The sequence below is a fragment of the Pseudalkalibacillus sp. SCS-8 genome, from assembly GCF_040126055.1.
Lineage (GTDB): Bacteria > Bacillota > Bacilli > Bacillales > Fictibacillaceae > Pseudalkalibacillus > Pseudalkalibacillus nanhaiensis.
In genome coordinates this window covers 2,174,186-2,197,236 of record NZ_CP143541.1, presented here as the reverse complement: position 1 = coordinate 2,197,236, position 23,051 = coordinate 2,174,186, and the positions used below count along the sequence as shown (strand labels likewise).

Below are 23,051 nucleotides of genomic sequence, written 5' to 3'. Positions count from 1 at the left end.
GAAGATAAAGGCTCTATCCTCACCCAAAATAGAGAAAAAGGAGAAATGAGGGTAAGATAAAGGCTTTATCCTCACCCAAAACGGAGAAAAAGGAGAAATGAGGGCAAGATAGAGACGCTATCCTCACCCAAAATGGAGAAAAAGGAGAAATGAGAGTAAGATAAAGCTTCATCACCCCTTTTCCTCGTTTCACCAGCCTTGTTCGTATTGTCGGGGTGCTGGTAAGTCATAATTCAGGATGTCAGCTGCTTTTCTAGGCCAATACGGATCCCTCAGCAATTCACGTGCCAGAAAAATGAGGTCCGCTCGTCCATTTTGAAGAATTTCTTCAGCATGAAGAGGGGAGGTGATCATTCCTACTGCTCCGGTTGCGATTTCTGCTTCTTTTCTTAAGGCTTCAGCATATTTTACTTGATATCCCGGGAAAGGACGTATTTTTGCCGGGACTACACCGCCTGATGAGCAATCGATCAGATCAACACCCAAATCCTTCATCCACTTCGCATATACCACATGATCCTCAACTGTATACCCATTCTCATTGTACTCGTCGGCGGAGATCCGCACGAATAGAGGTCCATCCCAGACCGTCTTCACAGCTTGGATGATTTCTTTAAGGAAGTTGAAACGATTTTCTATTGAACCGCCGTATCGGTCTGTCCGCTTATTGATGAGTGGAGACAGAAACTGATTGATCAGGTAACCATGGGCACCGTGCAGCTCAATGATGTCGAACCCGGCTTCTTTCGACCTCCGGGCAGCTTGCTTGAAATCTTCCACCGTCTGTTTCACTTCTTGTTCCGTCATTTCATTTGGCACTTCCATCTCCTCGTTGTAAGGAATGGAGGAAGACGAATAGATGGGTCCTTCCACAATCGCCTTTCGACCAGCGTGCGCAAGCTGAATTCCTGCCTTTGCCTCTTGACTGTGGATCAAATCGACGAGGTTTCGGAGACCTTCGACGTGTTCATCTTCCCAAATTCCAAGGTCCTTCATGGATATTCGGCCTTGTGTATGTACAGCTGTTGCTTCCAGAAATATCAGTCCCACTTGTCCGACAGCACGGCTTGTGTAATGGGTTTTATGCCAATCCATCACTTTTCCATCTTCATTTTCACACGAGTACATACACATCGGGGACATGACAATCCGGTTTTTTATTGTCACATTCTGAAACGTTATCGGTTCAAATAATTTGATAGACATCCACTCAACTCCAAGATCGATGATTTTTCATTTAGTGTATCACATGGCCAAGCAGATGCAGGATGATATGCTCTATCGTTTATTGGTGGAACAATTTCGAATGAGTTTATTGAAAAAATAAAAAACAAGATCAAGTAGAGACATTCGAACTACTTGACCTTGTATGATTTCGGGACTATCAGATCGCCCTTCTTAAAATAGGCTTTTCGGATTTATCTTTTGTAATGTGTTGATGAATTTGGCTGTTTTTGATTGATGGGTGCCTGCTCTTACTGATCGTGCTATCTCTGGTGTATCGGTAATGATCGCTTCTACATCATTCTCAAACATCCATTTCATTTTTTTCGTGTCATTGACGGTATATGGTCTCACTCGGATGCCGTGTTTTTTAAATCCCTTCAAGATTGCTTGGTTAAGCGTACGCCAATGTGGATGTGCGCTTTCAGCCGTCATGCTTTTGGCGTACTTCCATGGTTCGTAAAGCCCTGAAGAATAGAGGGGTGCTATGTCAACACGCGGATTCACTTTCTTCAATTCTTTCAAGCTGTAATGGTTGAAAGAAGAATAGATGACTCGATCCTGGAGTCCGTAATGGCACACGAGGTCATGTACGATCTTTTCCATGCCGTAATAGGGCAGTACATTGTTCTTGAACTCGATATTCAAGTATAGGCAAGTTGGCTGCAGCCATATCAAGACCTCTTCAAGGGTAGGAATTTTCTCTCCTTTGAATTTTTGTGAGAACCATTTTCCGGCATCAAGACGCTTAAGCTCTTCGACTGTGTATTCACCGACAAAGCCTTTCGTACCAGTTGTCCGTTTTAGGGATTCGTCATGAATGATAACGGGTACCTTGTCTTTTGAAAGCTGAACATCCAATTCGATTCCGTCTGCTTTTTCCTCCAATGCTTTACGGAAGGCAGCCATTGTATTTTCAGGTGCAGATTTACTTGATCCCCTGTGCGCAAATATATAGGTCAAACCAATCTCTCCTTGATTTACCATGGTGGTCAATTAAATTTTGAAGCGTTTAAAATAGATGGATCGTTTATTTTAGAAAAATAGCTTCTTACAAATGTAATTTAGCATTATCTATATAGTATACACAAGTGAAGTGAAATTGCGCGCAGCCTGTTCCAGCTTGCAAAATATTTATAGAGAACGAGAGGAATCTATCTTTATTCCACGAAAATATATATACACTATGAAAATTCGACACAAATCTCTTTTTATATTGGAGTGGTGCATCTATGAAGAAGTGGCAGGATAAGGAAAGCTTAAAGGAATTATTATGTCATCTTATTGAATTTCCGAGTATAACAGGTTCTGAAGCAGAGCTAGGCATTAGTGAATTCATCTATATGCAGCTCAGTGATCTCGATTATTTCAAAACCAATCCAGACGACTTGAAGATCCATCCCACAACGGATGGTCGGAAATTTGTGACAGCCCTTGTCCGAAACGGACTGAAATCTGAAACAGTCGTTCTTATCAGCCACTTTGATGTCGTTGATATAGAGGATTATGGGGAATGGAAGAACCTTGCATTCCGACCGAAGGAATTGACTCAGGAGTTTATGGCAAATCAAAGTGAGCTGCCTGAACTGGTCCAAGAGGATTTGAAGTCCGGCGAGTGGTTATTCGGTAGAGGTTCCATGGACATGAAAGCTGGTCTGACTCTTCAAATGTCGATGGTGGAAAAAGCAGGGCTAGGGGAATTCGACGGTAATATCTTGCTGTTGACCGTCCCGGATGAAGAAGCCAATTCCACCGGGATGATGGAAGCGGTAGAGGTTCTCTTAGAAATGTCCAAAACCCATGGTCTTGAATATAAAGCATGTTTGAATTCTGAACCGGTATTTACACGATTTCCCGGCGACACGAACCAGTATGTGTATACAGGATCAATAGGGAAGCTGCTTCCAGGTTTTCTGTGTTATGGCATGGAAACGCACGTAGGTGAACCCTTTTCCGGTATAAATGCGAATTACATGGTTTCAGAGTTATCGAGGGAACTGGAGTTGAACACGGATTTCTGTGAATCGATTGAAGGGGAGGTAACACCGCCTCCAACGAACTTGATGCAAAAGGATCTGAAAGAGGAATATTCCGTCCAGATTCCTCATGTTGCTGTGACGATGTATAACCTTATGGTAATGGACCGGTCTGTCAAAGAGATCAATGACGACCTATTAGCTCTGGCGGAACGGGTCGCCCAACGAATTGAAAAGAACCTTTACGACAAAGCGATGACGTTTACACAGTGGGAAGCCTTTGAGCCGCTGGAGCATAAAATATCCGTTTTCACCTATCAACAACTGTTAGACAAAGCGATCGAACAATACGGTGAAGCGGAAATCATCCGAAGACAGGCATATATTGCTGCCAATTTTAAAGTGTTGGGTGATCGCGATCTTTCTACAAGGCTGGTATTTGATCTTGCAGCACTCTGTAAGGAAGAAGGGCCTATGATTGTATTGTTCTACAGCCCACCTTTCTATCCAGCTGTCTCATCAAGAAAAAATGCACATATCAAACAAGTCGTTCACGATATGATTGATTATGCAAATGTGAACCACAATGTCGTTTTGAAAGAGCAAAACTATTTTGGTGGATTGTCCGATTTAAGCTTTACCAGTCTCTCTCAGCCTGTGAGCGAATTGGTCCCGTTGTTTGGAAACATGCCGCTATTCTCAAATGGGTACCATTTTCCACTTGATGAATTGCAGCAGCTGAAGATTCCTGTCATGAACTTCGGACCTTTAGGACGGGATGCACACAAATGGACGGAACGCTTGAATGTTGATTATTCATTCGGACCATTCCATGATATGCTCCCTGTAGCGATTTCGAAGCTGCTTAAATAAAAGCGGAAGGCGGCGACTCCGGCGGGAAAAGCAACAGCTGAAGACCCCGCAGACCAAGGAACGAGGTCGAGGAGGCTGAAGCGTTGCCCGCGGAAAGCGTCCGCCTGGAGCTTTTCTAGTTCAACAACATTCTTTAAAAGAGCATAAAAGAGCTCATGATTGAGCTCTTTTCATTTCTTTATCATCGGGACGAATATTGTCTTCTTTTTTGCAATACTCTTCCTGGAGTTCTTTGGAGCGGTTTGCGGCTTTTACAATACAGGCCTTGAAAGCCTCTCCTACTTTTCGGTCCATGAGGGCTTCGAGTCCTGCTTCTGTCGTTCCGCCTGGACTGGTGATATTGATACGGAGCTGCTTGACATCACAATGAGCTGTTTTCATCATCAGCCCGGCACCAATCATTGTATTCGCCACGAGTTCGCGAATCTCATGCTCATCCAGGTTGGTGGAATTTGCTGCTTCCATCATTGCTTCTGCGATATAATATAGAAAGGCGGGGCCACTTCCAGCCAGGGCTGTGGTCGTATCCATATCTTGTTCACTTACCGCTGTAACTGTACCGATTGCTTGGAAAAGATGTTCCACCAATTGCTGTTGAAGATGGGACACATGCTGACCGGTACATAATGTAGTTGACGACCGTCCAATTTCTGAGGACGTATTCGGCATCGTCCGAACAACCGCACAATGTAAGGGAAGGCGATCTTCCATGAATGTAGTCGTGATGCCAGCCATGACTGACCCAACAATATGCTCGGGCTGAACGAATGGACGAATCCGATCCAACCCCGACTGGGCGTCCTTCGGCTTCATAGCCAGTAAGATGATTTGTGAAGATTGCACAATCCATTTTGTATCCCTCGATGGATGGACACCATAATCTTGTTCTAATTGCTGCAGTCGGTCATCGTTTGTTCGGTTGGTCACAATAATATTCCGGGGAGGAAGCATTTTTTTGGCGATCAATCCTTTGATGATGGATTCAGCCATTGCTCCTGCACCGATGAACGCGACCCGTCCCATCTTGGTCGTCATGAAAATGCTCCTTTCATCTTGAAAAAAGTCTATTTATAAACGTTATTCGAAAAGGTTTTAGATAGTATCCCGGTATTTCTGGGTGTTCATTCAATATCAATGACGGAGGCGTTAACGCTTTGAATCATTTAGAAACTATCCATTGCATTACACTCCCGACTCCTTTTGCTGTCGGTGATGTGAATCTTTATCTTATTGAAGGCGAAAAGCTTACACTGGTCGATACCGGACCCAAGACACCCGAAGCATGGCAATCGTTTCAATCCCAATTGAATGCCTTAGGCTTTAAACCGGGTGATATCGATCAGGTCATTTTGACGCACCATCATCCTGATCATGTAGGATTGGCCGATTACTTGAAAGAGGACAAAATCCCTTTTATATGTCTTGAATATAATCTTCCGTGGTTGAAGAAGGATCCTGATTTCTTCGCGCATCATGACCAATTCTATTTTACGGTTTACAAGGAAATGGGCATTGAGAAGTTTCATAAAAAAGCGATGGAACGGGTCAGGGGTTACCTTGATTACTCTTGTACCATAGAAGTGGATCAGATCGTAAAAGAAGGTGATGGAATTGCGGGGTTGCCTGGCTGGTATATCATTGAGACACCCGGTCATGCTCAAGGTCATCTCTCCTTAATACGAGAGGAAGATGGGCTGATGATTGGCGGAGATCATTTGATTAAACATATTTCATCCAATGCACTCATCGAGCCACCTCCAACCGGAAACACGGCACGTCCGAAAACCTTACTGCAATACAGGGAATCTCTAAGAAAGCTGATTGAACATGATGTGAAGAAGGTCCTCGCAGGGCACGGTGAGCCGGTGGAACACCCTGTGGAGCTTGTCCAATTACGTTTGCTGAAACAAGAAGAAAGAGCAGATGATATTTTGAAGATCATATCTAAAGAATCGATGACAGGATTTGAGATCTGTCAGAAGCTTTTTCCGACGATTTTTTTGAAGGAACTCGGATTGACGATGTCAGAAACGCTTGGTCATTTGGATTTGTTGATGAGCAAGGATCAAGTTACGATTCACCAAGTAGACGGTGTACTCTATTTTCGAGCGAAAGAGGTCATAACGAATGAGTGCAAATAAGTGTGTTGTCGTGACAGGGGCCTCGAGCGGACTTGGGTCGCATATCGCAAAAATGGTCGCAGCAAAAGGCTGGACGCCTGTACTCGTGGCCCGTTCAGAGGACAAATTGCAGCATCTTCAGAATGAAATCAAGCATGATTTCCAAATACAAGCACCGTATTATCGCCTGGATGTCCAAGATGTAGTTGATGTCGAACGGGTTTTCAACCGGATTGAAAGAGAGGTAGGACCCATTGATGTGCTGGTCAATAATGCAGGATACGGCATTTTCGAATATTTCCTGGAAGCGGACATGGAAGATGTGAAGGGTATGTTTGATACGAATGTCGTCGGGTTGATGGCTTGCACAAAAGCAGTCCTCCCAGAGATGATGAACCGTAAAAGTGGACATATCATCAATATTGCATCCCAAGCAGCAAAGCTCGCCACTGTGAAAGGAAGCGTCTATGCAGCGACCAAGCATGCCGTCCTCGGCTTTTCAAACAGTCTGCGATTAGAAACAAAGGACCATGGCATTGTTGTGACGACAGTAAATCCAGGGCCGATTCAGACGAACTTTTTCAAGATTGCCGATAAAACAGGGGAATATGAAAAGAACATTGAAAAGTGGCTGCTGGAGCCGGTGGATGTTGCTCGTAAAGTCACAAAAGCAATTGAAAGACCGGTACGTGAAGTGAACATGCCAGGCTGGATGGAAATTGGGAGTAAATTGTATCAGCTTGCTCCTTCCATCGTGGAGAAATTAGGTAAAAAGGCATTCAGTCAAAAATGACGAGGATGAGATTGGAATTAGAGTGCTAAATCATGCGGATTTGGTGCTCTTTTTTTGCTTCAAGTTCCGTTAATATTTTAAAAGTCCAATCAGAGGAAGAAGGAAATGAAAATAACGGAAACGAATATACATATACAACAAAAAGGGGGAATGTTGGATGCGTATTAAAGTGGTCATGAACAGTGGTAAGGAATATGTGTTGCAGATGGAGAAAGACGATTTTCAAACAATCGTGATGACTCAGGATGAATCTGTTCGTGATGAGCTTATTGAAATTCACCCTTCTTTATATATCAATCCTTCCCACATTTCTTCGTACGAGATCCTGGAATGATTCCCATATTTTTCTTGAAACAGAAAGGAAAATGGATCATAATATAGGTATATAAAAAACTAACCGGTCAGTTTTAATGAGGAGGAGTAATGATTTGATAACAATCGAGCGTCTCTCTAACTGCACGTTAACGGATGTACTTGAAGCGTGGAACAGCGGTTTTAAAGGATATTTTACGGATATGACGATGACGATGGATTATTTCTTGCAGCGTATGGTTCAAGAAGGCTTCTCAGCAGAAGATTCTATCGTTGCATTTGTCAGTGGGGTGCCAGCAGGGATTGTATTGAATGGGTTCAGAAGCAAACAGGGGAAACTCATCGGCTATAACGGAGGCACAGGGGTTGCGCCGGAATTCAGGAGAACAGGGGTCGGCAAACGGATGATGGAAGCCGTCCTTGACATCTACCGGGATAAGGGTGTCGATACAGCAACCTTGGAGGCTATTCACAGTAACGATGCTGCCATCGCTTTATATCGGTCACTTGGCTACCAAGTCACAGATCGGGTGGAATTCCTGCAACAGAACGGTGTAATGGAAGGATTGCAATCAGTACCGGATACAGGTTCGTGGTCTTTTGTGCGGAAGGATAGGGAGACAATCCAGCAATTGCCGTTTTATGACGATGGAGCTCCTTGGCAAACCCAATGGCAAAGTGTGCATAACGGAGAAGTGCTCATCGCCCTTTCGGATGGGGGAAAAGCAGTAGGTTACGCACTTTACAGGAGGGTTTTTAAAGAAAATACCGTTTCAACGATCATCCTTCATCAGTATGGGATTTCCCCGCTGACGGAAAATCCAGATGAACTGCGATCAGCCCTTTTAGCAAAGGTGTTTGCACCTGAATTGTCTTGTAAAAGGATTGTAATCAACCTTTCGAAACAGAAGCTGGCAGATTATGAAGCGGTTCGTCGTTTAGGTTTTGAGACCATGATTGAACAAGTCTGTATGGAAAAAAACATGAGGGAGTCTATGAAGGTAAATGCCACGTGTGTCGAAGAAATATAAAGAAGAAAAAACCGAAGCCATTTTAGACGCTGCAGCCAAATGCTTTGCGGAAAAAGGGTATAACGAAACGTCCGTCGATGATATCGCAAAGGCTTCTGGAACGAGTAAAGGATCAATCTATCTGTATTTCAAGAGTAAGGAAGAGATCTTTCACAGATTGAATGCGAAACGAACGGAAAAGTATTTTGAAATAAAGAAACAATTGGCGGGAATCGATTGTGCTACGGAAAAAATGAAATATATTTTTCGCTATTTTTATCAAGGTGACAGCAGTGTCATCTCATACGACTCGATTGCTGTCCAGTTTGAATTTTGGATCTTCACCTCCAAAACAGAGAAACAAGCGTTATTTGATGAAAGAGCAAACGATTTCGCACGTTTCATTGAAGAGATTATCACTGAAGGCATCCAAGCAGAAGAATTCCGATCAGATGTGGAGGTTTCAACGTTCTCTCGATTGTTTTGGGCATGCCTCGATGGCATCTTCCTCCATTTACTTTTTCACCGGAGTAAAGAACGTTTTGAAGATATGCTCTACGAATATGAAAGAATGGTTTTAAAATATCTGAAGTCATAAATTCCGTCTGCAGACGGAGATCAATTACAATCTCCAGACAGTGTAGATGAGTGGTGAATTCGAGGAAAATGGAGGTAGATCTAGTTTTGGAGGCGATTATATGGAAGCGGTAGTCGAACAGCAGAAGGATGAGTTTTCCCCCGCTATTTGGCGGAATCGGAATTTTTTGTACTTATGGTTGGCTGGACTTTGTTCAAGCTTCGGTCTTGCTATTTTCCTGTTTTCAGAGTCTTGGTATGTCGTAGAAGTAATGGGGCTTGAAGCTTCATTAGGACTTGTTTTCATCGCGTCGAGTGTCCCCCGGGTATTGTTCATGGTGATTGGAGGGGCAGTTGCCGATCGCTTCAACAAGAATGTCATCATGTTTTTATCGGATATCCTACGTGCTGGTGTAGCAGTTGCTCTTGTGTTTTGGCTTTTGTTCGGTACCGTCACGATTTGGTCCTTCGTCTTATTCGCTTTGGTTTTCGGTATCTTGGATGCGTTCTTCTGGCCGGCGAATGGCGGACTTCTCCCTTCAATTGTAGAGAAGAAACAACTGACGAGAGCAAACTCAATCATCCAAATAACCAATCAATCCTCTTTTATTTTAGGACCGATGTTAGCTGGTGCCGTTATCGCTTTAGGGAGCTATGTACTCGCATTTTCCGTGACAGCGGGATTGTTACTTATCGCGAGTATTGCGATTCTATTGATCAGGATGACGAAGAGGAAAACAAAAGCATCATCAACAGAGAATGGTTCAGAATTATGGACCTCTATCAAAGAGGGAATCCTGTATGTAAAACAGTCTGCGTTTCTTGTATCTTTGATTTTGTTTGCCGTATTCATCAATCTCTTCATGGTAGGTCCGCTTCAAATGGGAATGCCGTTGTTTGTCAAAGGGGTATTGGATGGAAACTCTTTGACTTTCAGCTATCTTGAAGGAACGCTAGCTGGAGGTATGTTGTTAGGTTCGATTCTGGTCGGTATTTTAAACCTCCAGAAACGTAGAGGTCTGCTTGTCATTTGTGCGATGGGAATCAATGGGTTATTTTTCTGTCTGTTCAGTTTCACAAATGAACTATGGCAAAGCTTACTTTTGATTGCGTTTCTTGGAACGACATTCTCTGTTATCAACATCCCTGTCATTGCAGCGATCCAATCGATTGTAAAAGAAGAGATGATCGGCCGTGTCATGAGTTTATTATCGATGGCGTCAATGGGGCTGGTTCCGGTTTCCTTTGCATTAACATCTCTCTTTTTGTCTCTAGGAGCTGATATTACGAACATCATGGTCATCGGCGGAGCGTTGATCGTCATACTATCTGTTATCGCCTTTTTTAAAGTTCCTAGTCTACGTGAGTTTGATTGATTGTAAGTACAAAAGTACTCGAGCGTGTAACCATATTCGGTTACACGCTCGTTTTCTGCTAAGATATTTTTTCTTCATAATTTTCCTGATGATCACCTGTTTTCTCAAGTTCTGCCTTATCCTTTCTCAATGCTCGGTAGAGGGAATAGACCATCAGTAACATGATGAATGAAAAAGGGAAGGCGGCAGAAATCAGTGCGTTTTGCAATGCCTGCAGTCCACCAGTATATAAAAGCACGGCTGCAATGGCAGATTGTGCAATTCCCCAAGCAAACTTCACGGTTTTCGGTGGATTCAAGGAACCGTTCGTCGTCTGCATGCCAAGTACAAAGGTTGCAGAGTCAGCGGAGGTGATGAAGAATGTGGCGATCAGGAGCATCGTTATAATTGATAAAACGACACTGAACGGAAATTGATCAAACACGCCGAACAACATCTGTTCATCTGGAAGGCTAGCAATATCGGCCCCGCCTTTTTGCGTATTAATCGCTGTCATACCGAAAGCTGAAAACCATAGGAAGCTGACAACGGATGGGACGATGAGTACACCAGATAGAAATTCGCGAATCGATCGTCCTCTAGATACACGCGCAATGAAAATTCCGACGAAAGGTGACCAGGCGATCCACCATGCCCAGAAGAAGACGGTCCAATTCATGACCCATTGTTGACGATCATCATTCTCTGGTGCGAGACGCAAGCTTTCCTGCGCGATGGATTGAACATAAGCCCCTAACGTATCTGTAAAAGTATTCATGATATACAATGTCGGACCAATGATCATCATTGCAACGAATAAAAGGACAGCAAGCCCCATATTCACATTGCTCAAGTACCGGATTCCCTTACTCAGGCCAGTATAGGCAGAAATCATGAACAATACCGTTACGATGAGAATGATGACCAGCTGTATCCAGAACTGCTTCTCCAGTCCAAGCAGATACGTGAAACCACCATTTATCTGAGCTGCACCGAAACCAAGTGTAGTAGCGACACCTACAATGGTTGCGAATACAGCGATGACATCTACAACCTTCCCCCAAGGTCCTTTCATCTTATCACCGAAAATAGGTTCCAAGGTGGCACTGATTAAACCAGGCTTATCGTGACGGAATTTGAAATAAGCCAGTACCAGGGCGACGACGGCATAAATTCCCCATGCATGGACACCGTAATGGAAGAACGTAATCCGCATTGCATCTCTCAGTGCTTCAGCAGACCCCGGCTCCGCGAGAGGAGGTGTTTTGATGTATTGGGAAATCGGTGCGGCTGCACCATAGAAGACAAGCCCGATCCCCATACCGGCGCTGAAAAGCATGGCAAACCAGGTGGAATAACTGTAATCTGGCTTATCGTCCGGTTTTCCTAGCTTTATTTTTCCGTATGGACTGAAGATCATATAAAGACAAAAGACAACGAATAGGGAGACGATCAATAAATAGTACCATCCAAAATGGACAGAAATATACGATTGGATGTTCCCTGTAATCTTCTCCATACTTTTCGGAGCAAAGGATCCCCAAAAAGAGGCGAAAATCGTGATAGCCAAAGTGATCCAAAATACGGATGTCACTTTTTTATTGAACTCAGATCTGATTTTTCTCATATCATTCTCCTTTCTGTATTCAGATGTCCTTACATGTTTGATTAATAACCTATCTATTCGACGACTAAACAAATTTTTATTACTAAAGTAAAATGCGTTGAGTGTCGTTTAGCAAAGAGTATAAGTGGTCTAGACAACTATACGTTAAATCACATATACTCATATAAAGAGGTGATCCGTTTGAGTATTCTGTCAATTGTCAGCGGAAAAGTGTATGTAGGTGAAAATGGCTTCAAACGCACGAATCTTCATATTGAAGACGGTCAAATTGAAAGCATGGACCTGCAGATCCCAAATCATACAATCATCCAGCTGGAAGCTAATGATAAGGTGCTTCCAGGAAGAATTGATGGTCATATACATGGTACCCACGGATTTGATGTCATGGACGCTCGGATCGAGGCTCTCGAAGGTATTGCCTCAGCTCTCCCAAGTGAGGGGACGACAAGCTTCCTTCCGACGACCATGACAGCAGCTGATCTAGATCTTGAAAAAGCTTTATGTACGTTACAGGAATACATTGCGTCGCATAATACAAGAGGTAAAGCTGAAGTCATTGGTATCCATTTGGAGGGACCATTCATCTCTCCAGACAAAATCGGTGCCCAAAATCCTAACTATGTCCAAAAACCAGATCTGGCACGTTTCAGCCATTGGAATGAACGTGCTGGTAACCAGATCAAGGTCGTGACAGTTGCTCCGGAAATTGAGGGTGCACTTCCGTTCATAGAAGCGATTACGAAACGAAACGTTGTCGCGTCAATCGGTCATAGCAACGGGACCTATGAAGAAGTTCAGAAAGGGTTGGCTGCAGGGGCCTCCCAATTCACCCACCTATACAATGGAATGCGAGGAATGCATCATAGAGAGCCGGGAGTTGTTGGGGCGGCCTTCCTTTGCAGGGATATCCTTACCGAGATCATTACAGATGGTCTCCACAGTGCTCCTGAAATGGTTCATTTTGCGTATGAATTGAAAGGCCGTGAAAATTTGTTGATGATTACCGATTCAATGAGGGCGAAATGTTTAAACGACGGTGTATACGAGCTAGGCGGGCAGAACGTACGTGTAAACGGAGATAAAGCGACCTTAGAAGATGGCACGTTAGCAGGAAGCGTACTTACCATGCAATCTGCATTCATGAATATGAAGACATTTACAGGTGCGAATCTGGAAGATCTCATCCATATGACTTCCATCAACCCTGCCAAGCAATACGGGGTTTACGATCGTAAAGGATCCATCGATATTGGAAAAGATGCTGATTTGATCATTCTGGACGAAAACGATGACCTGAAAATGACGATTTGTCGTGGGCAAATCGCCTATTCGAAGAGGTGAAATCATGAACGTAGTAACAGTGAAAACGAAAGAGGAAATGAGTGCTACCGCTTCCAAATTGATTGTCGATAAATTACGTCAAAAACCTGAACTGGTTCTAGGCGTTGCGACGGGTGGAACCCCCATCGGTACCTATGAGGAGTTTGTCGATCGGGTGAAGCAGGAGGAATTGGATGTTTCCTCAATGCGCACGGTGAATTTAGATGAATACGTCGGCCTGCCTCGTGATCATGAGGAAAGCTACTGGCATTATATTTATACACATCTCTATAAGCCTCTCAAGCTTCCTGTAGAAAACGCATTCGTTCCTGATGGCTTAAGCAGGGATTTGGAAGCAGAATGCAATCGTTATGAGGAGGCAATCGAGAGCCTCGGGGGTGTCGATCTCCAGTTGCTAGGCGTCGGCCGGAATGGACATATCGGTTTCAACGAACCGGGGACGCCCATGGATTCAAGGACACATGTCGTTGAGTTGACAGAAAGTACACGTCAAGCGAATGCGCGGTTTTTCAATGATATTGAAGAAGTGCCGACCCAAGCGATTACAGTAGGCATTTCAACGATCATGAAAAGTCGATCGATTCTATTACTAGCATCCGGCCAGGAAAAATGTGCGGCTGTCGAAGCGCTGTTGGACGGGAAGGTAGATATCGAGTGGCCGGTCACGATATTAAATGGTCATCCAGACGTAACGCTTATCGTAACCGAAGACGCATACTGTAGTGATAAGGAGGACGATCATGCTTGATAAGCAGTCTGCTTTACCGTTATATTTTCAGGTTGAACAGTACATGTTGAACAAAATAAAAACGGGTGAATATAGGAAAGGCACCCTTATCCCGTCTGAACGTGAGCTCTCCGAACGATTCCAAATCAGTCGGATGACTGTACGGCAAGCGATCAACAATTTAGTCAATCGCGGGTTATTGACTCGGGAGCGTGGAAAGGGGACCTTCGTCGCCCAACCGAAAATCGCTTATCCGCTTAAAGGGGTTTTCAGTTTTACCGAGGACATGAAACGGAGAGGTCTTACCCCTTCTACACGGGTCGTTTCCTTTCACGTGGAATCGGAGCCTCCTCCTAAGGTTCTCAACGATCTTGCGTGTGAGGAAGGTGAAAAGGTCTTGAGGCTTGAAAGGATCCGATTCGCGAATGAGGAGCCGCTTGCCCTTGAAACAGCTTTTCTTCCTTATACATTGTTCAAGGATTTGACTGAGAAAGATACAGAAGGATCGATCTATGAATATGTCAGGAATCGCTTGCAGTTCGTCATCAAAAGGGCACAGCAGGAGATCGAAGCATCGATCGTAACCGAAAGGGACCGCGTTTTACTTGATCTTCCTTCTGAAAGTCCTGTATTGGTCGTCCATAGGACAACTTATACAGAGGAAGATATCCCGTTTGAATCCGTCAAAACCGTATTCCGTGGTGATAGGTATACGTTTTCAATCACAATGGACCATGAACAGGGGGAAGGGTGATGGGCTATTTAGGAATTGATGGAGGCGGGACGAAGACAACGATTGCTCTTGCTGATGAAGAAGGACAGGTGCTTTCCTACCAAAAAGGGGGACCAAGTAACCCGCTTTCCATATCAATGGACGATCTCAAGCATACGTTTAAGTCGCTGTTTGACACTATCCGTAATGAACAGCCCGCTGGATTTGAACATATACAAAGCGTCTGTGCGGGAATCGCTGGCTTAGAAAACTTTCACTCAAGGGACGAATTGCATACATATTTGAAAGATGCGTTTAAGCCTAATACCCGTGTAGAGTTATGTCCAGATGCATTGACGGCCCTCTATTCCGGTACGAATGGTGAACCCGGCATCGTGAACATTGCAGGAACCGGATCGATTGCATTTGGAGTTACAACGGACGGTGGGTTCGTCCGGACAGGAGGATGGGGGTACTTGTTGGATCAGTCGGGAAGCGGTTATGGCATTGGCCGGGATGCGCTGCAAACGGTCTTTCGTGCATACGACGGAATCATCCCACCTACGCCTTTGACAGATTACGTCCTCAAGAGGTTCAATGTGGCTACTCCTCCTGAGTTGATTCCTCATCTTTACAGTCATGTAAACAGCCGAATGAAAATTGCGTCTGTTTGTGAGGATGTTTTCCATCTAATGAGAACTGGAGATCAGACTGCAAGGAACATCATTGAAAAAGCAGCCTCAGACATGGCAGAAGGTATTCTTAACCTCATCAAACATCACTTTAATCGAGAGCAAGGAATCAACGTGGTTTTAACAGGAAGTGTGTTTAAGAGTAAGGATTTGATCGTGCCACTTCTAAAAAACAAACTCCCGACTGAAATCCAGTTGATTCAGCCGTCAACCCCACCTGTTGCCGGGTCCATCATCCAAAGCTATAAAGTCTTAAACGGTAAGTGTCCAAGTCAGTTCATCGAAAACCTTCATACCTCACTCGCTGAATGGGAGAAGGGTATGAAATAAAAAAGAGACCATTCGGTCTCTTTTTGTACGTTATTCAGCTTTTTTTATTAAATCCGCAACCAGTACGTATCTTTCAGGTGCCGCCCCTATGAATGCGAATGGATAGCAGGTCGTCAGGGTAAGGGTGGCCCGTGGTTTCGGGACGATGACCGTCCGATCGTCAGCATCGACGATCCTTGTTTTACGAATTTTATAGGTGAAGGTCCCAGCTGAAGTTGTGACGATGAGCTCGTCTCCGACGGTCACTTCGCCTAGACGCCGGAATACTGTATCCCTGTGACCCGAAAGGACACTATTGTCCTCCTCACCCGGCAGGACGCTGTCTGCAAAATGACCGACTCCCTTGCTCAATTCCTCTTCATCGGTCCCATGAATGATTGGCAGTGTTTCATCAAGCTTTGGAATGTACAAGTGCCCAATTTTTTCCCCTTCTTCAGGCTTTGTCTCATATAGCATAGGGCTAGACCCCTGATCAGAAATTACATCTTCTTCCTCAGGTAGGTCCGTTTCGCTCGGCTGATGTGCGAAAGCCATCCCCTTATAAAGCTTAAAGGCGTTTGTCGTAGAAAGGGCGACGCCAATGATAATGAAGGAAACAGCTGTCACCCATAACAAAATGCTCTTCTTTTTCATGTCCGATTAAGCGGCCGTCTTTTGACGTAACCGTCGAATCATCATCAATCCAGCAAGGACAAAGCCGATTCCTAGCATAGCAGCTTCCATGTAATGACCGGCAGTCTTGGGCATTTTTGCACCCTTAACGGTTTTCGTTACAGGGGATGCATTCGATGGTTCAGCAGATTGCTCAGCCGATCCTGTGACGATTTCCTCGACAACCTTCAGGTCCTCAGCCGCTTCCTGAATCTTTTCTGCTTCAACCAATTCTTCCGTAAGCAGCATGTCCAAAAGCAACGTTCCATTCAGATCGTAAATTTCGACTAAAAGTTTTGTTCCAGCTACCTCTTCTTCACTCATAGCTAAAAGCTGGTTGATCGTGATTGGTTCAGTCTTTCCATCCACGATTAAATAGAATTTTGCATCCAGCTGGAAGAGCGCAAGCATTTCACTCATGATGGCTGCCATTTCAGCCACTTGATCTTTCGTCAGATCCTCTGGATTTTCAAAATCACCAATCGCAAGGAGTCGTTCTGTCAGAGCATCCATTTTTTCTTCGATTGCCGGATCGTCGATGTCGATGGTCATCAAGTGGTTCATCAATGCATCAAGCTCTTCTTCTGTAATACCAAGTTCAGTGAAGAAGTCGTCCATTGTCGGAATTTCATCACCATACATGTATTCAAACAAAGCTTCTTCCAAGTCTTCAATATATTCGTATTGCTCGATGCTGTCGCCATTCTCTTCAAGCAGCGCGATCAATTCTTCATAGGTCAACTCATAGATTGTAAGAAGCTCATTGAGGGACTCTTCGTCGATTGGCGTCCCTTCATAAAGGTAGAATTCGACATCATCACGAAGATATTCATAGATCGTATACACATCAAGAACATCTTCACCCTCTTCTAGTTCTCCCATTTCAACGAGCAACCCGTTAAGCTCTTCACGGGTCAAATCGAAATCGTCTAGAATCGATTGTAAGTTTTCTTCGGATAATGGTGTGCCGATAAATTCCTGCAGCATTTCGATCGAGTCGAAATCGGCTAAAGTCATTTCAAAAAAGGCGAGCTCTTCCTCCAGCTCTTCTTGCGTCCATCCGATCTGCTCAAGATAAGCGTCTAGCTCGGATTGTTCAATGGCTGCCAACGCAGACATCGGAACCAGTAATACTGTGATACTAAAAACAATTGCTAACACATGTTTCATCAATGTGCCCCCCTGTATGTGTATAGAAACAAGATAATTATATAGATATATTTTTTAGTTGGATACAGGATATGATTGGTAATTTTCAAACAATAAACCGCTTTCAGACACCGAAATAACGGAGTAACCAATATAAGCATGTGATGGTAACCATGGAAAGGATTGTGGAGATGGCTGAACCTACCGATGCGAAGTAAGGATCCCCGTCATATTTTCTTGCGTATAGCGCTATGGTCGGTGCCGATGGTGTAGCGGAAACGAGTATCGCAACAACGAGGAGTGTCTGGTTTATAGGTAGTAAGAGAAGTGGAAAGAGACAAAGCGGAATGATGAGAAGCCGCATTGATACGGCGCTCCAAATGTATCTGTTTTGGATATAATGCCACACTTCGGTTCTATTCAAATTGGCGAGCAGGATCCCAATGATGAGCATGGAAAGGGGGATGGTTGGAAGCCCGACCATTTCGAACAGTGTATGGACCTGTGCCGGCCATTGAAAAGGAAGGAGAAAGAGGATGAATCCAACGAGTGTGGCTAACACTCCCGGATTAAAGATTAACCACCTCCAAGAGAAGGAGGCATTGGAGCGGGCAATCATATAAATTCCGTACGTCCAAATCAACACGATATAGAAAAAATTGAAAACAGCGGTATAAAGAATCCCAACCTGACCGAGCAGGATATAAATGATTGCATAGCCGATGAAGCCTTGATTACCGAATACAATCAGACCTTCATACACACCTTCTTGTTCTGCTTGTAATTTTGCCGACCTGCGTAATACGAACCCGAATGAGCAAGCAACGACGATGGCTGTCACAGACAGGAGCAATAACCAGCTGAATTCATGAAGATAGCGTTCTTCATATGGAAAGTCCAACGAATAAAGGATAAGTGCCGGTAGGGTTATGTAGAGGACAAGCTGGGTCAATACATAATCAGAACCATCAGGAAGTACGCGTGTTTTACGTGCCATGTAACCAATGACGGTAATACCGTAAAGCATGATCATCTCCCAAACTAAAGACATCATTTCTTCCATACGAATTCCTCCCCCAATGCAGGGTATGAGAACGTTTGGGCGATGGTGCAGAATGGCAGATTCAATTTTAAGAGGAGCGTGTAGGTGCATCACATTTCCCTCCCCAGGAAGGTGAATCGCGATTCAATGGCGTATTAGTATTAGTAGAGTAATAGGAAGAGTGGAAGGAGTTTTCGAATTGACGTCCAAATTGCCCGATCATATCAGAAATGAACTTGAATTACCGATCATCTCTGCACCGATGTTTCTCGTATCAAGCCCTGAGCTGGTCATTGAAAGCTGTAAATCAGGCATCATCGGTTCATTTCCAACATTGAATGCACGAACGGAAACGATTTTAGAAGAGTGGATGGAAAGGATCCGTTGTGAATTAAATGACGTGAAACAAGAGGATCCGAACAGAAAGGTCGCACCATGGGCAGTGAATCTGATTGTCCACCGGTCGAACCAACGTTACGAGAAGGACCTTGAAATCGTAAAAAAATATGAACCACCGATTGTCATTACATCTCTCGGGAATCCATCTGCAGTCATTGAAATCGTCCATTCCTACGGTGGACTCGTTTTTTCAGATGTTTCCACGATCCCCCATGCGAAAAAAGCTGCTGAAACAGGTGTAGATGGACTCATTCTTGTTTGTTCTGGAGCAGGTGGACATGCAGGCACCATCAACAGCTTCGCATTTGCAGGAGCGGTAAAGGAATTCTGGGATGGCATCACGATACTTGCTGGTTGTATTTCAAACGGCAGAGATGTGCTCGCCTCTCAAGTATTAGGGATGGATCTGGCCTACATGGGTACAAGGTTCATATCTGCAAAAGAAAGCTTTGCGTCGGATGAATATAAAGAGATGCTCATCGAATCCGTCTTGGATGATCTCATCTACACTGATGCCTTCACCGGAGTGAGCGCCAATTATTTGAAAAACAGCATCATGAAAGCGGGCATCGATCTTGAAAAACTGAAGAGCAAGGAAAAAGTCGATCTCTCTACACTAAATCAATCCGATTCAAAAGCATGGAAGGACATCTGGTCTGCTGGACAAGGTGTCGATCAGATCCAAGCTGTCCAACCGGTCAAAGAAATCGTCGACGAGCTTAAAAAAGAGTACGAACAAGCCCAAAAGGGACTTTTCGTACCTACAACATAGACATGTGAGGCATGGCTTCCGATAGGAGGTCATGCTTTTTTATTATGGAAGAGCACGAACCTCTCTCTACATTCGTTGCCGTTTCGCCCTCTCGACCGTGGTACTTGTCTCATATACTGCGGTAAGACAAGTTAGAGGTGGAGAGAGAATGGCAACAAAATTGACTGGGCGTGTCGTACATCCTGATGATCCAGATTATTCAGAAGCCCGAACGAATCTTAATCTTTATAGGTCGAAGTTCCCAGGGGTAATCGTATTTTGCCAGGATGAAATGGATGTGTTGAATGCGTTGAAATATGCACGTGAAAAGGACATCCCTTTTCGCGTAAGGAGCGGCCGGCACAGCTATCAAAACTTTTCTATACTGAACAAAGGCCTTGTCATCGATATAAGCGAAATGACTAAAGTTTCGGTAAACGTAAACCGGAACACGTCTGATATTGAGGCAGGAGCCGATTTAGGCCATGTCTATCAATCGTTGTGGAAGTACGGACGTGCGCTGCCCGGTGGCACAGAATATAGTGTCGGTCTCGCAGGCCTGACATTAGGTGGAGGCATCGGTTACTTATCACGGATCTTCGGTTTGACCTGCGATAACTTACTCGGTGTAAGGATCGTCATCCCAAAAGGAGAGGACAGTGCACAGGTTGTTGAGGCAACGAGGTGGAAAAACCGCGAGTTGTTCTGGGCATGCTGTGGCGGTGGTGGAGGAAACTTTGGAATCGTCACGCAGTTCAAATTCCGAGTGCATCCGATTGATACGGTTTCCATCTATCGTATGGAGTGGGATTTTGATCAATTGGAAAAAGCATATGATGCATGGCAAAACTGGGCTCCTTTTACGGATGAAAAGCTAACGTCAAGCATTGAACTGCATGCGAAAAGTCAAAATCTGATTTTTTCAGAGGGTCAATATGTCGGCTCGAAGGAAGAGTTGAAGAAGTTATTGAAGCCGTTGGTGAAAGAGACAGATCCCCGAAAAATACAGATTGCCACGGTTCCCTTCAATAAAGCGTTTGATTATTTCAATTACCCTGCAGGAAATGAACCTGCCTATTTCAAACGATCAGGATCATTCATTTATGAACCGATTCCCGAGCGTGGTATCCAAATCATGAAAAAGTTTTTGGAAAATACACCTAATGAAAATGCGTCCATATGGCAGCAATCGTTAGCAGGAAAGGTCCAGTCGGTCAGCCCGACTGAAACGGCTTTCTATCACAGAAATGCGCTGATTGCCCAGGAATACAATACGACCTGGAATAAGGGAGAAGACGCAAAGGATTTTGTCGAGTGGGTCGTCGCTTTACGAAAACATATGAGTCCCTATACGAAAGGCGACTACGTCAACTGGCCGGATCTATCCATCCGTGACTGGCCAACCTCTTATTACGGTGAAAACTTCGACCGCTTACGAAAAGTGAAAACCCGGATCGACCCGATGAATGTGTTCAACTTCAAGCAAAGTATTCCGCCATTTTGGCGTTAGAGGAATAATCGTAAGCTCGAAAACAAATAGATGTTTAATACTTGGTCCCAGCAGAAATGTTGGGGCTTCTTTGTTTTTTTGCTAAAAATTACAACAATATTTAAAATTTTTAGTTTGCAAGTAAAATTAAAGCGTATAATGGACTTACGCACAAGGGGGAAACGATATGAAATGGTTGTTTTATTTGCTTTTTCTGATTCTTTATTTTTTTATCACATTTTTTGGCTACGGCCCCATTCTCTTTGGGGATTCGAACAAACAGGAACTAATAAGCGGACTTGTTATCGTCACACTCTTAGAGGTTGTTCTTTCATTCTTTTTTATAAGATGGATGTTGAAGAACAAAATGAACAAGCTCCTAATCGCACCCCCATTCCTTTTTATACTGGCTGTGATTATCTTTTTCTCAGGAATCTGGCGGTAATCTGAGGTTGGGGTTCAAAAGGTAAGAGGCTTGTTCTCGTAAGCACCTGTACATAACGTATAGGTGTTTTTTTGTGGCTTGAACCACCTTTTGATCAACTAGGTGAAAATTACCAGTGGAAAGCGAACGTATATTCGCTTACAATAAGACATAAGATATAGAACAAACGTTCTTATTGGGAGTGACTGAGGATGGAGATTGATTATTCGACCTTTGAAAAACGTACGATCCTTTGTATCGACATGAAAAGTTTCTTTGCAAGCTGTAGTGCGGTGGAGAGAGGCTTGGACCCGCTGACGTGCTATCTGGTCGTGGTCGGGGATACCGAACGGCAGGGCAGTGTCGTATTGGCCGCTTCACCGATGATGAAGAAGGAGTTCGGGATCCGAACGGGAAGCCGGTTGTTCGAAGTACCTGATGATCCGCGCATCCACATCGTCAATGCGCAAATGCGCCTGTACCTCAGGCGTTCGACCGATTTGACCCGTTTGTTCAACCGCTATGTACCGAAGGATTCCATCCATACGTACAGCGTGGACGAAAGCTTTTTGCAAGTGGATGGAACCGAACGACTCTGGGGAGACGGATGGGAGGTCGCCCGCCGGATTCGCGAGGAAATATGGGAGAAATACGGCCTTCCGTGTGCAATCGGCATCGGGCCGAACATGCTGCTTTCGAAAATCTGTCTCGACCTTGAAGCGAAGAAGAAAGGGATTGCCGAGTGGACGTACGAGGATGTGCAACGGAAGTTGTGGAAGGTCTCGCCGCTCAGCCAGATGTGGGGAATTGGTCCCCGCTTAGAGAAGACGCTCAACCGGATGGGAATTACCTCTGTCGGTCAATTGGCGAACTATCCGTTGAAATTGCTTGAGAAAAAGTTCGGGGTCATGGGGAATCAACTGTATTACCATGCCTGGGGTGTCGATCTGTCTGAAATCGGTGCGCCGATCATGCAAGGGCAGATCAGCTATGGAAAGGGGCAGATCTTGCTTCGGGATTATACCGACCGGAAAGAAATTCAGCACGTCATCCTCGAAATGTGTGAGGAAGTCGGAAGGCGTGCACGGACTGCCCGGAAGGCCGGACGTACGATCAGCCTCGGTGTCGGCTACAGTAAGGATGAAGGCGGGGGCGGCTTCCACCGTTCGCGCACGATTGCAGACCCGACGAACATCACGATGGATTTGTACCGCGTCTGCCTCGAGCTGTTTGATGAATTTTACGGAGGTCAGACGGTCCGGAAGCTCTCGATCACCTTATCCAATGTGTGTCCAGACGATGAAATGCAGCTGTCTTTATTTGAGCTCGATCGGCCGAAAAAACGGGTGCTCGGCTATACGATGGACCAGATCCGTGAGAAATATGGCGGAGACGCCCTCCTGCGTGCTGTATCGTATACACCTGCTGGAACCGCAAGACATCGCAGCCGTCTTGTCGGTGGACATAAAGCGTAGAAA

General features: G+C 44.6%; 22 protein-coding genes. 15 read left to right on the top strand and 7 right to left on the bottom strand.

Annotated features, from left to right (window positions below):
* Positions 1–189 precede the first annotated feature (189 nt).
* Positions 190–1,206, bottom strand: a complete 1,017-nt coding sequence (namA, locus tag V1497_RS11490) for an NADPH dehydrogenase NamA (RefSeq protein ID WP_349407692.1) — start codon at positions 1,204–1,206, stop codon at positions 190–192.
* Positions 1,207–1,398: 192 nt separating this feature from the next.
* Positions 1,399–2,187: a glycerophosphodiester phosphodiesterase gene (locus tag V1497_RS11485; protein WP_349407691.1), complete on the bottom strand. Its 789-nt coding sequence runs from the start codon at positions 2,185–2,187 to the stop codon at positions 1,399–1,401.
* A gap of 269 nt (positions 2,188–2,456) precedes the next feature.
* Between V1497_RS11485 and V1497_RS11480 the strand changes: the two genes are divergently transcribed.
* Positions 2,457–4,073: a M20/M25/M40 family metallo-hydrolase gene (locus V1497_RS11480; RefSeq protein ID WP_349407690.1), complete on the top strand. Its 1,617-nt coding sequence runs from the start codon at positions 2,457–2,459 to the stop codon at positions 4,071–4,073.
* A gap of 153 nt (positions 4,074–4,226) precedes the next feature.
* Here the strand turns inward: V1497_RS11480 and proC are convergent, their stop codons facing one another.
* Positions 4,227–5,108, bottom strand: a complete 882-nt coding sequence (gene proC, locus V1497_RS11475; protein ID WP_349407689.1) for a pyrroline-5-carboxylate reductase — start codon at positions 5,106–5,108, stop codon at positions 4,227–4,229.
* 119 nt (positions 5,109–5,227) lie between these two features.
* Here proC and V1497_RS11470 point away from each other — a divergent pair, with 119 nt between their 5' ends.
* The 6 genes from V1497_RS11470 to V1497_RS11445 all read left to right on the top strand — a co-directional run bounded on the left by V1497_RS11470 (position 5,228) and on the right by V1497_RS11445 (position 10,260).
* Positions 5,228–6,214, top strand: coding sequence for an MBL fold metallo-hydrolase (locus V1497_RS11470; RefSeq protein ID WP_349407688.1), 987 nt, complete (start codon positions 5,228–5,230; stop codon positions 6,212–6,214).
* On the top strand, positions 6,201–6,986 hold the full coding sequence (locus tag V1497_RS11465) for an SDR family oxidoreductase (protein WP_349407687.1): 786 nt from the start codon (positions 6,201–6,203) through the stop codon (positions 6,984–6,986). The genes V1497_RS11470 and V1497_RS11465 overlap by 14 nt, the downstream gene beginning before the upstream one ends.
* A 157-nt stretch (positions 6,987–7,143) precedes the next feature.
* Positions 7,144–7,320, top strand: coding sequence for a hypothetical protein (locus V1497_RS11460; RefSeq protein ID WP_349407686.1), 177 nt, complete (start codon positions 7,144–7,146; stop codon positions 7,318–7,320).
* 94 nt (positions 7,321–7,414) lie between these two features.
* Positions 7,415–8,329: a GNAT family N-acetyltransferase gene (locus tag V1497_RS11455; protein WP_349407685.1), complete on the top strand. Its 915-nt coding sequence runs from the start codon at positions 7,415–7,417 to the stop codon at positions 8,327–8,329.
* Positions 8,304–8,906 (top strand): TetR/AcrR family transcriptional regulator, encoded by a 603-nt coding sequence (locus tag V1497_RS11450; RefSeq protein WP_349407684.1) that lies wholly within the window; start codon positions 8,304–8,306, stop codon positions 8,904–8,906. The genes V1497_RS11455 and V1497_RS11450 overlap by 26 nt, the downstream gene beginning before the upstream one ends.
* 100 nt (positions 8,907–9,006) lie before the next feature.
* Positions 9,007–10,260, top strand: a complete 1,254-nt coding sequence (locus V1497_RS11445; protein WP_349407683.1) for an MFS transporter — start codon at positions 9,007–9,009, stop codon at positions 10,258–10,260.
* A gap of 58 nt (positions 10,261–10,318) precedes the next feature.
* Here V1497_RS11445 and V1497_RS11440 read toward each other — a convergent pair whose 3' ends face one another.
* Positions 10,319–11,866, bottom strand: a complete 1,548-nt coding sequence (locus V1497_RS11440) for a glycine betaine uptake BCCT transporter (RefSeq protein WP_349407682.1) — start codon at positions 11,864–11,866, stop codon at positions 10,319–10,321.
* A 180-nt stretch (positions 11,867–12,046) separates the two neighbouring features.
* On the opposite strand from V1497_RS11440, the gene nagA reads away from it, so the two are divergent.
* From nagA to V1497_RS11420, 4 genes are read left to right on the top strand one after another with little or no spacing between them, the layout of a single operon-like run.
* Entirely contained in the window at positions 12,047–13,207 is a 1,161-nt protein-coding gene (gene nagA / locus V1497_RS11435) for an N-acetylglucosamine-6-phosphate deacetylase (RefSeq protein WP_349407681.1), read from the top strand.
* A gap of 4 nt (positions 13,208–13,211) precedes the next feature.
* Positions 13,212–13,955 carry a glucosamine-6-phosphate deaminase gene (gene nagB / locus V1497_RS11430; RefSeq protein ID WP_349407680.1) on the top strand — a complete coding sequence of 248 codons (744 nt, stop codon included), beginning with the start codon at positions 13,212–13,214 and terminating at the stop codon, positions 13,953–13,955.
* Positions 13,948–14,688 (top strand): GntR family transcriptional regulator, encoded by a 741-nt coding sequence (locus V1497_RS11425; protein ID WP_349407679.1) that lies wholly within the window; start codon positions 13,948–13,950, stop codon positions 14,686–14,688. The genes nagB and V1497_RS11425 overlap by 8 nt, the downstream gene beginning before the upstream one ends.
* Positions 14,688–15,668, top strand: coding sequence for an N-acetylglucosamine kinase (locus V1497_RS11420; protein WP_349407678.1), 981 nt, complete (start codon positions 14,688–14,690; stop codon positions 15,666–15,668). Before V1497_RS11425 ends, V1497_RS11420 begins: the two co-directional genes overlap by 1 nt.
* 30 nt (positions 15,669–15,698) lie before the next feature.
* Here V1497_RS11420 and V1497_RS11415 read toward each other — a convergent pair whose 3' ends face one another.
* The 3 genes from V1497_RS11415 to V1497_RS11405 all read right to left on the bottom strand — a co-directional run bounded on the left by V1497_RS11415 (position 15,699) and on the right by V1497_RS11405 (position 18,531).
* Entirely contained in the window at positions 15,699–16,301 is a 603-nt protein-coding gene (locus V1497_RS11415; RefSeq protein WP_349407677.1) for a class D sortase, read from the bottom strand.
* Positions 16,302–16,307: 6 nt separating this feature from the next.
* Positions 16,308–17,489: a processed acidic surface protein gene (locus V1497_RS11410; protein ID WP_349407676.1), complete on the bottom strand. Its 1,182-nt coding sequence runs from the start codon at positions 17,487–17,489 to the stop codon at positions 16,308–16,310.
* 103 nt (positions 17,490–17,592) lie between these two features.
* A complete protein-coding gene (locus V1497_RS11405) occupies positions 17,593–18,531 on the bottom strand; it encodes an AEC family transporter (RefSeq protein ID WP_349407675.1) in 939 nt (312 codons plus the stop codon).
* A gap of 178 nt (positions 18,532–18,709) precedes the next feature.
* On the opposite strand from V1497_RS11405, the gene V1497_RS11400 reads away from it, so the two are divergent.
* From V1497_RS11400 to V1497_RS11385, 4 genes are all read left to right on the top strand, one after another.
* Complete coding sequence (locus V1497_RS11400; RefSeq protein WP_349407674.1) at positions 18,710–19,681, top strand: nitronate monooxygenase; 972 nt, start codon at positions 18,710–18,712, stop codon at positions 19,679–19,681.
* Between the two features lie 148 nt (positions 19,682–19,829).
* Positions 19,830–21,170: an FAD-binding oxidoreductase gene (locus V1497_RS11395; protein WP_349407673.1), complete on the top strand. Its 1,341-nt coding sequence runs from the start codon at positions 19,830–19,832 to the stop codon at positions 21,168–21,170.
* 166 nt (positions 21,171–21,336) lie between these two features.
* Positions 21,337–21,594, top strand: a complete 258-nt coding sequence (locus tag V1497_RS11390; RefSeq protein WP_414703561.1) for a DUF6954 family protein — start codon at positions 21,337–21,339, stop codon at positions 21,592–21,594.
* 191 nt (positions 21,595–21,785) lie between these two features.
* Complete coding sequence (locus V1497_RS11385) at positions 21,786–23,048, top strand: DNA polymerase thumb domain-containing protein (RefSeq protein WP_349407671.1); 1,263 nt, start codon at positions 21,786–21,788, stop codon at positions 23,046–23,048.
* Positions 23,049–23,051 lie beyond the last annotated feature (3 nt).